Origin of the sequence: Duganella qianjiadongensis (assembly GCF_009857915.1) — a bacterium.
GTDB lineage: Bacteria > Pseudomonadota > Gammaproteobacteria > Burkholderiales > Burkholderiaceae_D > Rugamonas > Rugamonas qianjiadongensis.
The window spans coordinates 18,267-32,239 of the sequence record NZ_WWCM01000020.1 but is presented as its reverse complement, the minus strand read 5'-3'; the positions used below and the strand labels follow the sequence as shown (position 1 = coordinate 32,239).

Below are 13,973 nucleotides of genomic sequence, written 5' to 3'. Positions count from 1 at the left end.
TTACAGGGAACTGATGTCGGCGTCCTCGCCGCTACCACCGGGCTGGCCATCGCGGCCCAGCGAAACAATCTCGAATTCGCCTTTGCTGCCGGGAGCCTTGTACTGGTAAGGATGGCCCCACGGATCGGGTGGCACGCCTTTTTTCAGATACGGGCCATTCCATTTGGCACCGGCCGAAGCAGGTGCCGCCAGCAGTGCTGCCAGTCCTTCTTCCGTGCTCGGATAGCGCCCCACATCGAGGCGATAGGTATCGAGCGATTTTTCAAACGCTTCGATTTGCGCTTTAGCGATCGTCACTTCCGATTTGCCTAGCTGGGAGAAATATTTAGGCCCTACATAGGCTGCCAGCAGACCGATGATGACGATAACAACCAGCAACTCCAGCAAGGTAAAACCGCCCGCCTTGTGGGCGCCAGCCTGACCGCGAATCTGAGCAAACTCCATCCGAACAACTCCTTAAGCCTGTACACCTGCTTGCACGAGACAAGAGGCTACCACGCGCTTTGCATAGTCGACAATCTTTTCTTCTTGTAATGTTCGCTCTAGCTCAAGATTACGACGAATTCAGGCTGCGCGGCCGAGCGGCGCTGGCGGCTGCTCGAACAGCTGCAAGGCCATGCCGCGCGCGATGGCATGGGCACGGTTGGAAACACCCAGCAGGCGATACAGTCGCTGCAGATGATTTTTGACCGTCAGACCGCTGATGCCCAGAATCAGGCCGATTTCATCATTGCTCTTGCCTTCACGCACCCAGTGCAGAATTTCGCGTTCGCGGGCACTGACGGGGCGCTCCAGCCGCCCTTCCTGTGCCTGCCGCTGATTGAGCCTCAGCAGCGTCAGATGCAGCGTGGGCAGCAGCAGACTGAAGAAGTAGGCATGGCGTGCGCTGGGCCGCTGCGGCAGGTTAAACAGCAGAAAGACCGTATCCTGCCCGGCGGTGCGGCCATTACCATGCAGCACAAAGTTCTCCAGCCCCAGCGCCAGCAATTCGTCGGCAAAGCCGTCTAGCGGCGTCCGAGCGGCAAGGCCACCGGCCTCGTTCCATACCGGCAGCAATTGCGTCTGACGGGCCGCGCGCGCCAGCCGCACTGCCAGACCATCGTGCGGATGACAGATGCGGCGCAGCAGGTCGCCATCGAGCACCACGGAATGCAGAGCGTCGATGTGCTGCAGCACATCGCCGGAGCCAAATTGCATGCACACCATCATCTGGTGCGGCAGCAAGGCCTGCAGCGGCCCCTGCGACCACAGGAAGAACTGGCGCCGCTCCTGCACCGGCAGCGCAGCCTCGATGGCATGCAGCAGATACTCCTGCTCGAGTTTGCTCAATATGACCAGTGCATCACGTTTCATGCGCGCGCCGCCATGGCCTGCAGATGGCGCGTGCTGTAGCGGTAACCGCTACCCCGTACGGTTTCGATGCAGATTTCGCGGCCGCTGGGCTGCAGCGCCGTACGCAGGCGGCCGACATGGGTATCCACCGTGCGTTCGGCAACATACACGGCACTGCCCCACACCTGATCGAGCAACTGGGAGCGGCTATGCACGCGTTCGGGATGGTTGATGAAAAAATGCAGCAGCTTGAGTTCCATGCCTGCGATGGCCAGTTGCTGGCTACCGGCCGTCACCCGCAGAGTATGCGGGTCTAGCCGCAGATCGCTATCCGGCTGCTGCGGCACTACTGTCGGGCAGCGGCGCAGCAGCGCATGCACGCGCGCCACCATTTCACGAGGACTGAAGGGTTTGGTCATGTAATCGTCAGCACCGCTTTCCAGCGCCATGATCTTGTCCGGTTCGCCGCTGCGGGCGGTCACCATCATGATGGGCAGGTTGCAGGTACGGGCTTGGGCACGTAGACGGCGGATCAGCGACAGCCCCGACTGGCCCGGCAAATTCCAGTCCAGCAGCAATAGATCGGGCACTGCATCTTCCAGCAGCAGCATGGCGCTCTCGGCATCCTGCGCACGGGTGACGCTGTGGCCGGCCATGCCCAGATTGAGCGCGATTAATTGCAATGTCGCCGGCTGGTTTTCAATAACAAGGATGTGGGCTGGTCGCATGGCAAATCCGTGTAAAGAAAACACTATGCAATATGTAACATGCGTTTTACTAATATGATTTTTTTTTAATATTTATATTTTTATCCTATATATCCCTGCTTTCCACGGCTGGCACGGCATGTCCGAGCAACATCCGTTTGCCCGTACAAACAAAAAAACGACACGACCGCCTGGCGGTGTGTCGTTTTTAAAACATCCGGCCGGGCGCTAATGGCCCGGCACAGAGGGGATTACGCGGCCGACTTGCGGCGACGGACCAGACCCAGCAGTGCTACGCCAGCGCCCAGCATCAGCCAGCTGGACGGTTCCGGCACGGCCGTCACATTCACCAGGTTGGCGTTGTAGTTGCTGGTAGCAAGCGTGCCACTGGCGCCTGCCGTGGCGGCCGGCGTCCAGTCCATGGTCAGCAGGCTGTAACCGCCCTGACCTACGCCCAGCGCATTGCCCTGGCTGTCGAGCAGGGCCAGCGAGAACGCCGTGCCGCCGTTGCCCGCTACGCTATCGATGGTGACATCGAAGCCCACCTTGCCGCCACTGAAGCTCACTTCATGGAACAGCGAGCTAGGACCGTTGGCCGTACTCATGTGCACGCCGCTGGCCAAGCTGCCGCTGGCTTCCTGCCACAGAGCCGTGGCCGAATCGCCGAAGCCGACAAAGTTACGCAGATCGGCCGTTGCCGCTGCCGGCGCCAGCGGTGCCGGATTGAATTGCAGGTCTATCCAGCCCGAGGTACCGAAGCTGACGGTGTTCAGTTCGATGTGCAGCGTGGTGGCGGCCGAAGCCAGCGTTGCGCAGGTGCTCAGAGCCAGTGCCAGCAGGCTGCGACGCAGAGAGATCATGTTCGACATAATATGTATTCCTTAGAAATTACCGCTATAGACTTTAACTGCCGAGTAGCTCACGCCGCCGCTGCCGGTTTTGCTGAAGCTGGTTGGCACCACAACACTGGCGCCCGGAGCCAGATTGCTGTTCAGGGTGATGTACGGTGCGCCGTTATGGCTGCCGCTGGCATTGACCAGCGTTGCACCAGCGACCAGACCGGACAGTTCTACTTGCAGCGGGCCTTGCAGCGCCACGTTGCTGGTGTTGGTCAGCGTCAGGTTGCCGCTCCATTTGCCGGTAATGCGGTTCAGCACCAGACCGGAGGCCACGGCACGCACGCTGCTGCTCACGTCGGTGTATGGGGCAGCCAGATTCAGGCTGATCACCACCGGATCGTGGTCGGAGGCGCGGTAAGGCGCTGCCGTGTATTTATCCTCTGGCTTGCCGTCGGTGTTGTAGTCGAGCACAGTCGGTTCGTCGGCGTTGTTATGCCACTCGGCAGCGTCGGCCACCTGACTATTCAGTGCCGGGCTGGCCAGTGCATGATCGAGGTAGCCCGCTTCGCCGTTGAACACGAAGGAGTAAGGCATGGCGCCGCTACCACGCACGAAACGCTCGAGCTGGTTGACGTAACCGGTGGCGGTGATGGCAGCAATCGGATCTTCCATACCGTAGGAGTTGAAATCACCGATCAGCAGTACACGGTTGTCGCCAGCGGCAGCCTGTACTTGCGGCACGAAGCTTCCCACCAGACGCTGTGCCTGCTGGATACGCGTGGCATTCCAGCAGCCCTGGCTATCGCCCTGATCCGTGTCGGCACCCGAACCGCTAGGGCAGCTGCCTTTGGATTTCAGGTGATTGACGATGACCGAGAACTTGGCGCCATTCGGTGCCAGGAAGGTCTGCGCCATAGGCGGACGGTTGTTGATGGCGTCGGCATCGGACAGGGCGCCGCCCACCAGTTTCAGCGCGCTAGGCTTGTAGATCATGGCAACGCGGATGGCGTCGGTGCCGGTGCTGGCTGGCTTAGGCACCACGGCATAGGTTTTCAGACCGGTGCCCGGAGCAATCGCTTCGTTCAGTGCATCCACTAGTTTGGTGACGGTGTACTCACCCTTGTTCTGGATTTCCATCAGGCCATATACGTCGGCATTGATGGCTTTCAGTTCGCCCACGATCTTGGCGGTCTGACGATTGAATTCGTTCAGATTGTCGGCGCCGCGGCAGTTCGATTTGCTGACCGAACTACCGAGCGAGCAGCCCTGCCCCGTATTGCCCAGATCGTCAGTACCGTTGGTGAAGGTGGTGAAGTAGTTCAGCACATTGGCGCTGGCTACCTTGACATTGCCAGCCACCAGTGCCGGTGGTTCGCTGCGGGGATTGTCGGCCGAGAATACTGGCGCCACGGTCGGTTGCAGCTTGAAGCCGGCACCGCCGCCGCCTTTGGCGCCGAAGTCCACCACGCCGGTCAGGCTGCTGACCGTGAAACCGGCACGCAGCGAACCGTCCGCGCCCAGATACGGGATGGTGGTGGGCGTGACAAAGATGCCGTCATCCAGAATGATCTGGTTTTTCACATTGGCCGCAGCCTGGGCCAGCGCTTCTGGCGTGCCCGGACGATAACGGTTGGACGCAATTTCCAGGCGTCCCGTAGACAGCGTGACTTCGCCGCGATCGCCAAGGAATTCCAGTTGCGACACGGTCAGAGGATTGGTAAAGCGCACCAGCATGCCTTCCACCTGAGCCAGCTCCTGTGTACCCAGCTGGATGTTGGTCGGAGCAATCACCCGATCCTTGTCCAGCTTGGTGATCGCGCTCAGATTGGTCAGCTCGGTGTACGAACGGTTAGCACCGCTAGGCGTGTACTCGCTGATGGTGCCGGTGATGCGCACCAGATCGCCCACACTGACGGTGCCGATATTGGCCGCCGTGGTGTAGACAAACAGGCCGTCGGACGTCGTGGGATCGCCGTCGCCGACCGGATCCTGAATGAAGAAGCCGGTGCCTACCTTGGCCGTGACCACGCCTTCGGTGGTCTGCACGGTGTTGGCGTAGGGGCTGCTGGCGGCCGAGCCCTGGATTTGCGGAATGGTATGGGTGATGGCCGCAGGCGCGGCCACGGTAACGCTGATGTTGCAGCTGGTTTGCTGCGACTGGTCATTCTCGAACAGTACCGTCACGGGATAGGTATTCGATGGCACGCTGGCGGCGACGCTCAGGGTCACGCTGGCATTGCCGCCCACACCGGCCGCAGCGACAAAGTCCACCAGGCTGATGCCGGGTATGCCAGCCGAGGTGATGGTGGCGCGGTTGACGATGCCATCCGTGTCGGTGGCGCTCAGCAGTGCCGTGCCGCCCACGCCCTTGCCCAGTGCCAGACTGGCCGGGCAGGTGGCGACGATAGGTGGCGCTGCAGGTACGCCGCAGGCGTGCAGCGGGGTGGCGCTGTTGCGCGGAGCGGGCGCGCCCGTAGCGAAGTCGGTGCTATTGCTGTCGGTATCCGTGCAGCCGTCTGCTGCACGCAGGGCGGCAGTGGTGTTGCTCAGCGTAGGCGCAGGAGCGCTGCCTTCATAATAGGTGGCCGTGCCGAAACCGATCAGGTCGACGAACGTACCGGCGGCCGGCGAACCACCGGACAGCGCGGTGCCGCTGTTGACCAATGCCACCTTGCCGGTGGTGCCGCTCAGCGCCAGCGAACCGGCTGCATCCGGCGCAGGCAGAGCGTCCGTGCCGCCAGTGCCGGCTGCTTCCTGGATCAGATAGTACTGGCCGGGTTGCAGAGTTACGCCGGCTGGAATTTTAGTCGCCTGCCAGCTGGTGCCGGTGGACGAAGCGTACTGCACGCTCCAGCCGCCGATAGTTACCGGCGCATTGCTGCGGTTGAACAGTTCGATGAAGTCATTCTTGTACTTGGCGCCGGTATTACCGCCGCCGCCATACACCTGGCTGATTACCACAGGAGCGCCGGTAATAGCCGGCACTGCAACAACAGCCAGAGCCGGTGCCGACAGGGCTGCCAGCAGCGCTGCCGCCATCGCGGTACGACGTATGGGCGCGGCCCCGACAGCAGCACGCGACAAGTAGGAAGATTTTTTCATGAAAGATCCTGAAGTGGAAAGGTGTCGAAAATGCGAAGTTAACAAAATGTATTCAAACATGACATTTTGCATAGTAATTCGCACGATTGACGCCTTGATGACAGCGCATTAGTCCATTCAGACTAAACGCGCTGCTTCAGGTTCCGCGCTGCCAGCTTCAGTGGCGGTAAGGAGCTGCCAGCGGCTCGCCGATGAACACGCCCTGCGCTGGCCAGGCCACACTTTTCCAGTAGGCCTCGATGGCACTGGCGCCACGCAGATACTGGCTGAGCAGCACGGTGGAGTTGGGGAATTTCTGCCAGTGGTTGCAGGGCTCGGTGACCGTGCCATAGCTGGCGGTGGCACCGGCTTCCAGCCAGCGCAGGCTGCTCATCTGGCTAGAACCAAGCAGGTCGCCGCCGAACGAGGTCAGATGGTCGGCCAGTGCACCGGGCAGGAATTTGAGGGTATTCAGTTTGGGGACACTGCTTAGCCCGGTCTGATAGACCATGATATCGCTGACCTGCTCGATGCTATCGGCCTGCAGAGTCTTGATGCTCAGCCGTTGTTGCGGCAGCACCATGGAACGCGGGAAGAAACGCGCCCTGCTACTACGGGCAATGTCGCTGGTCTGGAGAAAATACGCACTGGCCTGCGGCGCCGAGAAGCCGCTGGTCACACCGCGGTCTATCAGTGCCTTGGCATTTTCCACATTATCGGTAGGCAGCAGCATGGACAGCCGCATCTTCAGGTCGGTGTACGGGTGGGTGCTGGGCGAATTGTAGTAAGCACTGGGTTTGGATGGCCCGCACGGTTTGGCGCACAGTGCGCTATCGAGTCCCAGTGTATAGGCCGAGGTGATGGAATTGCATTCGACCGCATACGGCGCGGTCCACAGCATCAGCACAGCCTGGATTTCCGGCGACAGACGGGCGTCGATTTTAGTTTTCAGCGCTTCGAATTCATCGGCATCCAGTTTGCGCGGACTGTGGGGGATCTGCACATGAACGATGTTGGCAGCCGGTATAGCGCGCGCCTTGCGGTAGTATTCGCCGATTTCGACACTGTTAGGTTCGTCATCGTTGACGACGATGGCTAGTTGCGCCGCACTGAGTCCGCGCGGCGGCAGCACTTGGGCTTGGGCAGAGGTCAGCAGCAGCATGGCTGCACACAGCAGGAATAGATGGCGCAAGGCAGTCAACTTTCAAATAAAAAAACGGAAGCCGCAGCTTCCGTTTCGATTATAGCCTTACCGCAAGAGCTTAGGCACGCTGATAAACATCTTCAAAGCGCACAATGTCGTCTTCGCCCAGATAGCTGCCCGACTGTACTTCGATCAGGTGTAGCGGCAGCTTGCCGGGATTTTCCAGCCGGTGGGTCATGCCGATCGGGATGTAAGTCGATTCGTTTTCCGTCAGCAAGGTCACCTTGTCGCCGCAGGTGACACTGGCCGTGCCACTGACCACTATCCAGTGCTCGGCACGATGGTGGTGCATCTGCAGCGACAGTTTGCCGCCCGGATTAACGGTAATGCGCTTAACCTGGAAGCGATCGCCGATATCGATACCTTCGTAGCAGCCCCATGGACGATACACTTTGGTGTGATGCAGGTGCTCGGTGCGCTGCTTGGTCTTCAGGTGATCCACGACGTTCTTCACGCGCTGAACTTGATCCTTGTGGGCCACCAGCACCGCATCATTAGTTTCCACCACAACCAGATCTTTCACGCCTATCACCGCCACGATACGGCTTTCGGCACGTACCAGCGAACCGCTGACATCGTCCAGATAAACGTCGCCGCGCGTGGCGTTGCCATGCCCGTCCTGCTGCTGCACTTCCCACAGTGCCGACCACGAACCCACATCGCTCCAGCCTATATCTGCTGGCACAACGATGGCGTGTTTGGTGTGTTCCATCACGGCGTAGTCTATCGAATCCGATGGGCAGGCAGTAAACGACGCCTCATCCAGACGGCAGAAGTCCAGGTCGCGATAATCCTTACCGACAGCGGTGGCGGTGGCTTCGGCTATCGCCGGCGCAAATTTCTGCAGCTCGGCCAGATACACGTCCGCACGGAACAGGAACATGCCGCTGTTCCAGTAGTAATTTCCGGCTTCGACAAAGCTCTGCGCCGTGGCACGGTCCGGCTTCTCGACAAAACTATCGACCGTGTAGCAATGCGGCGCAGCTGCTGCTGCACCACTACGAATATAACCATAGCCCGTTTCCGGACCGGTAGGCACGATGCCGAAAGTGGCTAGCGCCCCCTGCTCCACCATAGCTGCGGCGTGATTGATCGCCGCATTAAACGCATCGACATTATTAATTACGTGATCGGCAGGCAGCACCAGCATCACGGCAGCAGGATCAATCGCGCGCAAATAGTGAGCAGCGGCAGCCACCGCAGGCGCCGTATTACGTCCCACTGGCTCCAGCAATATGCCGAGCGGTTCAATGCCAATTTCACGCATCTGTTCCGCCGCGAGGAAGCGATGATCATTGCCGCATACTACCAATGGTGCTTGAATGTGCTGGCGATCGTGCAGACGCAATGCAGTTTCCTGCAACATCGTGCGATCCGAAACCAGCGGCAGCAACTGTTTCGGCAGCACCGCCCGAGAAAGCGGCCACAGACGGGTGCCAGAGCCACCGGAAAGGATCACCGGGTAAATTTTCATGCACTAATTCTCTTTTTAGTTAATTCAGTATCTTGCGCCGTGCGCCGCTTGCTGCGCCGGTCGCGCGCATTGGCCCAAGAGTCAGGATGCATTTCCGATACATGCCGCATCTCGCCGCAACGGTCGACACTATAATCCTTAAACACGATCATCTCGTCCAAAGAAACATTCGGTAACACCCTAGTGTATTCGAACAGTACGCTGCGTACCACCTCGGCACTGGCGCAGATATGGCTGCCATGACCTATCCAGCTCGGGCCGACGATGTGTACCCCGGCCTCGATGCGCGTTCCCGATCCGATATAGACCGGACCTTCAATGCGCGTACCTTCCCAGTCTATGCTGGTGTTAAGCCCCACCCATAAACCATCATCAACCTGGATACCTGGCATGTGCAGATTGGCCACTTCCCCCATCAGTACGCTCTGGCAGGTTTCCCAGTAATCGGACACACTACCGATATCTATCCAGTTGAAGTCACGTGTCTGGGCGTAAAACGGCAGTCCCTTTGCGGCTAGCAGTGGAAATAGTTCCGAGCCGATATCAAAGATCTGCCCGGAAGGTATCAGGTCGATGACTTCGGGCTCAAAAATATAGATGCCGGTGCTGACGAAATTGGATTTGGCGGTACTCTGGCTGGGCTTTTCCTGAAATTCCGTAATCCGGCCATCGGCATCGGTGACCACCACGCCATAGCTCGACACCTTATCCCAGGGAACTTCCTTTGTGATTACCGAAGCCAGCGCCCCCTTGCGGCGGTGCTCGAATAAGGCAGATTTGATATCGAGATCAATCAGGGCGTCGCCGCACAGCACGATGGTGGTGTCATCAAAGAAGCCGCCGAACTCCTGGATCTTCTTCATGCCACCAGCGGAACCCAGCGGCTGCGGCACCACTTCGCCATCGTCGGTGGTGTAGCCTTCGAAGGAATACCCGATCTGCACATCGAACTGATGGCCTTCGCCGAAATACTCTTCGATTTTTTCATGCAGATAGCTGACGTTGACCATGATCTCGGTTACGCCGTATTTATGCAGATGCTCGATCAGATAGGCCATCACCGGCTTGCCGAGGATGGGTATCATAGGCTTGGGCAAATCGTACGTAAGGGGCCGAACCCGGGTCCCCTTGCCGGCCGCCAGTATCATTGCTTTCATGCGGATTCCTTATATTCGGGACATGGTTTGCCAGCGCCAGGAATCAGCACACATCTGATCAATGTTGCGCAGCGCTTTCCAGCCCAGTTCACGCTCTGCCAGAGAAGGATCAGCATAGCATGCAGCAATATCACCGGGGCGCCGCGCTACGAACTGATAAGGTATCGTCCGCGCGCTAGCTTGCTCAAATGCACGCACCATCTCGAGCACGCTGTTGCCGCGTCCCGTACCCAGATTGTAAGTATAGACGCCAGCAGCACTTGCCAGCTTGTTTAATGTAGCAAGGTGACCCAGCGCCAGATCGACCACGTGGATGTAGTCGCGCAGGCCAGTGCCGTCAGGGGTCGGGTAGTCGTTGCCATATACCGACAAAACGCTGCGCTGCCCAGCTGCGACCTGCGCCACATAAGGCACGAGGTTATTGGGGGTGCCATTGGGCTGCTCACCTATCAGTCCGCTCTCATGGGCACCGACCGGATTGAAGTAACGCAGTAAGGCAATCCGCCAGCTAGTATCAGCCTTGTAGAGATCGCGCAGCATTTCCTCTATCATCAGCTTGCTGCGGCCATAGGGATTGGTGGCCGACAGCGGGAAGTCTTCCAGTATCGGCACCGAGGCCGGGTCGCCATACACAGTTGCAGAAGAGCTGAATACCAGCGTCTTCACAGCAAATTTAGCCATGGTTTCAAACAGTACCAGACTACCCGTGACGTTGTTGTCGTAGTAGCGCAAAGGCTGCTCGACCGACTCGCCCACGGCTTTCAGTCCAGCAAAATGAATCACCGCATCGAACTGGCGCGCGGCAAACAGCGCTTCCATCGCCGCGCGATCACGGATGTCGGCTTCCACCCAGTCCAGCGGCTGCCCTGTGATCCGAGCTACCCGCTCCGCCACTGAGCGATGGCTATTGCACAGGTTGTCCAGCGCCACCACGGCGTGCCCGGACTTCATTAATTCAACGCAGGTATGGGAGCCAATGTAGCCCAGACCGCCCGTCACAAGAATATTCATCGTTAATCCCAGGGCAATTAAATAGTAGCGTACTACTTTCCGCGAAGTTGAAATGTTTTATCCATAGACGACAGCAAGCGTCCGACATCGACCCACACCACCAAATCGTCGAACGATCCCCCGATGGCGGCAGCGTCCGTACTTTTTTCCCGGCTAATATAGTTGCGCGACGCAGTGATGTTACGCAGTTCGTCAATACTGGTACCATCGCTAGTACTCGGGTGCTGTAGCAGCCCTTGCGGGCTAACCCCAAAATTATTCTTACCGGTCGAGAACACAACAGCAGGAGCACACAACAGAGCACTGGAGCACTCGTCCTGTCCCACCACGTACACCATATCACCGTTAGAAAGGCGCCTTGCTACAGTCCGATTCGGAACGACGTCGCGCTGTACCTCTTGGCCTGTCAGAGCGGGCGTCACGCTGTAGCGTAGCAAGTGCCACCAACCGTCCACTCCATCGATACCCAAGGTGACCCACGGAATAAAGCCTGTGCAGTCCGCATCAGTAGAACAAGGAACTTCCGCCTCTTTACCGTCGCGGGATGAGGCTGCAGGACGAGGAAGGCGACCGTGAGATACGGCGTAACCCACCAGAGCGTCGCGCGCTGCTGCCAAGCGCTGGTGCGTGATGCGTTCACGGCGCTGATCAAAATTCAAATGTTCAGCAAAACGCATGAGCAAAGTCGCTGCGCCCAGAACCACTACCAACAAGATTATCAGAGCAGCACCACTTTGCTCAGGCCGGGAAAGCCTAGTCAGAGGGGGCATCGGTCTTAACCAGATAGAAAAGCCGGCATAGCCGGCTTTTTCAATGAGACGATTAAAAGTCGACCAGCACCGAGCCGATGACTTCCGCACCACTATGGCGCATCTGCTCGCGCAGCGCATTGATGTCCTCGATCCTAGTGTGATTCTTCCGAGCCACAACGAGTACGCCACCAACACGCGAAGCGATCGCCAGCGCATCGGCGCCCACCGAGAAGGGAGCTACATCGTACAGAACCACATCGTAATGCTGATCGAGACGTGGGGTCAGCGCCGCAAAACTATTACGGCTCAGCAGTTCCTGTGGGTTAGGCGGCAAAGTACCGGCCACCAGTACGGACAAGTCAACGAAAGCATCAACCTTGGCCACAACGTTGGTATCGGCGCGCCCAGCCAGAATATCCGATAGCCCCTGGCGAGACTTCAGATCAAAGATTTCATGCTGACTAGGCTTACGCAGATTGCTGTCCACTAGCAGGGTTTGTTCGCCCAACTGGGAAAATACCACTGCCAGATTGGCGGCAAACAGGCTAGTGCCTTCACCGGAATCCACGCCGATAATGACCAAGCCTTTATGGCCGCGTGCGAACCAGCGCAACATCAACTGGCTACGGATTGCACGCAGTTGCTCTACCTGGTTACTAAACGGCTGATATGCCGCTAGCAGCTTAGGCGAGTAACTCCCTTCGCCAGCCTGCAAGTATGGATAGTCAAACTGGCGCGCCAGCACCTGCTGAATGTCGCTTTCAGTGATAAGACCGAGGCGCTGGGCTGCCTCGCCAAAACGGATGCCTAGCTCTTTTTGCATACGCAATACGCGCTCGGCATTTTCAGGCGTAATTTTGCCGGATTCAAGCAACAGGCCGCCGATACTGGAATCGGAAGTGCGCGGCGTCGAAGTAGCGGACGAAGAAACAGATTGGACTGGAGCATTCATAACAGTTCCCTTATTAATTCAAGCGCAGACGACGTTGCGACAGCAGATTCCGCAAGCGGCTAGGCTTACGCGTGGTGACATTCCAATCGATCACCCCAAATACCGGAATTTCCAGAGCGTCAGTCAAATCACTCTCCGATCGGACGCGTCGGTCAAGTAGTTCAGCTGCCAGCGCAAGACCAGTACCGAGCATCGAGCCCAATACAAACGACAGCACAATATTTAACATGAGTTTAGGACCTGAGGCATCTATCGGGGCAACAGCAGGGTTGAGGATCGCCACATCGGACTGCTCGCTCTGACCTTCAAGATGAGTCTGGGAGAACCGTTGGGACGTAATATCGAACGCACGCTGGGCATTTTCCACATCCTTAGCCAGAGCACCAAGTTCGTCTCGGGTACGGTTCAGCTCCAGAACCTTGCGCTTCTGTTCCTGCAGCGCAGCACGAACCTCAGCCTCACGGCGACGGAAAATGGCTGCGTTATTGCCTACACTACTACCAGCGCTCTTGATTGCCGCGTTCAGATCAGTACGCAGTTTCTCCACTTCAGCTTTTGCAGCTTGGTATTGAGGGTGATTACGATCCAAACGTTGCGACATTTCGGCAAGCTTGCTTTCAGCATTGCCGAGACCGATACGCAAATTCTGCACTAATGGATTTCCATTGATATCAGGCGAATCGGTCGATCCGCTGGCAATACCAGCCCGGGAGTTCGCTTCCATCAGTTGCCCCTGAGCTGCTACCAGCTGAGCTGACAAATCGTTCAGACGGTTAGTTTCGACGTCAAGTCTGTTATCCACGCTGACAATACCATTTTCCTGCTGGTATTTAGACAAGCGAGCCTGGGTTGCCTCGACATTGTCTCGCAGCTGTTTCAGCTGCTCATTGAAATGGGCCGCAGCATTCTTAGATGGTTCCACTCGCAGCGCCACGCTTACTTTCTGGTACTCATCTGCAAACGTATTGGCAACTACCGCAACAAACGCCGGGTCGTTACCCTTAAAGCTAATTTCTACGACACTGCTTTCACGGGATGGAGCAATTTCCAACTTCTTGAGCAAAATATCAGCCAGCCAGTCGCGCACATTGCCCTTACCCTGAGTGGAATCATTAAACTGTTCGATAACAGTCGGATTGTTCGCTAGTCCAAGACGATCAATCACACGCAATGCAACCTTCTTACTGCCAATGATATCAGTCTGAGTTGCCATGTAGCCGGGCATCAGTTGCCCCGGCATTGTCAGGCCGGTCACTGGGTCAACGCCCTTATAGTTCAGCAGAATGGAAGCAGTCGCCTTATAAGTCTTAGGCAAGACAAGGCTAACGATGGTCGTGGCAACGACCGTAACCAAAAGCACTAGAAGCACGATCCCCTTGCGGGCGCGCATGACGTGCAGGAATTGGGTAGGGTTCATGAAAACACTCTCACAAGAATTGCAAACAGAAGCCCGAGCATTGCGAT

Annotated in this window: 12 protein-coding genes; all 12 read right to left on the bottom strand. The window is 57.8% G+C overall.

The annotated features are described in order from the left end of the window. The 12 genes from gspG to epsF all read right to left on the bottom strand — a co-directional run bounded on the left by gspG (nucleotide 1) and on the right by epsF (nucleotide 13,926). Nucleotides 1-444 carry a type II secretion system major pseudopilin GspG gene (gene gspG, locus GTP27_RS20420; protein ID WP_161040950.1) on the bottom strand — a complete coding sequence of 148 codons (444 nt, stop codon included), beginning with the start codon at nucleotides 442-444 and terminating at the stop codon, nucleotides 1-3. 120 nt (nucleotides 445-564) lie between these two features. Beyond that, a complete protein-coding gene (gene epsA, locus GTP27_RS20415) occupies nucleotides 565-1,353 on the bottom strand; it encodes an XrtB/PEP-CTERM-associated transcriptional regulator EpsA (protein WP_161040949.1) in 789 nt (262 codons plus the stop codon). Then, on the bottom strand, nucleotides 1,350-2,060 hold the full coding sequence (locus GTP27_RS20410; protein WP_161040948.1) for a response regulator: 711 nt from the start codon (nucleotides 2,058-2,060) through the stop codon (nucleotides 1,350-1,352). The genes epsA and GTP27_RS20410 overlap by 4 nt, the downstream gene beginning before the upstream one ends. A 230-nt stretch (nucleotides 2,061-2,290) precedes the next feature. Continuing rightward, nucleotides 2,291-2,908: an NF038129 family PEP-CTERM protein gene (locus GTP27_RS23675; protein ID WP_202416967.1), complete on the bottom strand. Its 618-nt coding sequence runs from the start codon at nucleotides 2,906-2,908 to the stop codon at nucleotides 2,291-2,293. A 12-nt stretch (nucleotides 2,909-2,920) separates the two neighbouring features. Then, the gene (locus tag GTP27_RS20400) at nucleotides 2,921-5,980 is read right to left on the bottom strand and encodes an ExeM/NucH family extracellular endonuclease (protein ID WP_161040947.1); all 3,060 of its coding nucleotides are present in this window, start codon (nucleotides 5,978-5,980) and stop codon (nucleotides 2,921-2,923) included. A 157-nt stretch (nucleotides 5,981-6,137) separates the two neighbouring features. After that, a complete protein-coding gene (locus GTP27_RS20395; protein ID WP_308495304.1) occupies nucleotides 6,138-7,151 on the bottom strand; it encodes a TIGR03790 family protein in 1,014 nt (337 codons plus the stop codon). A 70-nt stretch (nucleotides 7,152-7,221) separates the two neighbouring features. Then, a complete protein-coding gene (locus GTP27_RS20390) occupies nucleotides 7,222-8,637 on the bottom strand; it encodes a mannose-1-phosphate guanylyltransferase/mannose-6-phosphate isomerase (RefSeq protein ID WP_161040946.1) in 1,416 nt (471 codons plus the stop codon). Continuing rightward, a complete protein-coding gene (locus GTP27_RS20385) occupies nucleotides 8,634-9,794 on the bottom strand; it encodes a nucleotidyltransferase family protein (RefSeq protein ID WP_161040945.1) in 1,161 nt (386 codons plus the stop codon). The genes GTP27_RS20390 and GTP27_RS20385 overlap by 4 nt, the downstream gene beginning before the upstream one ends. 9 nt (nucleotides 9,795-9,803) lie before the next feature. Then, entirely contained in the window at nucleotides 9,804-10,805 is a 1,002-nt protein-coding gene (galE, locus tag GTP27_RS20380; protein ID WP_161040944.1) for a UDP-glucose 4-epimerase GalE, read from the bottom strand. A 32-nt stretch (nucleotides 10,806-10,837) separates the two neighbouring features. Further along, complete coding sequence (locus tag GTP27_RS20375) at nucleotides 10,838-11,482, bottom strand: hypothetical protein (RefSeq protein WP_229634262.1); 645 nt, start codon at nucleotides 11,480-11,482, stop codon at nucleotides 10,838-10,840. A 145-nt stretch (nucleotides 11,483-11,627) separates the two neighbouring features. Next, complete coding sequence (gene epsG, locus GTP27_RS20370) at nucleotides 11,628-12,509, bottom strand: chain length determinant protein tyrosine kinase EpsG (RefSeq protein WP_161040942.1); 882 nt, start codon at nucleotides 12,507-12,509, stop codon at nucleotides 11,628-11,630. A 13-nt stretch (nucleotides 12,510-12,522) separates the two neighbouring features. Then, a complete protein-coding gene (gene epsF / locus GTP27_RS20365; RefSeq protein ID WP_161040941.1) occupies nucleotides 12,523-13,926 on the bottom strand; it encodes a chain length determinant protein EpsF in 1,404 nt (467 codons plus the stop codon). Nucleotides 13,927-13,973: the final 47 nt, after the last annotated feature.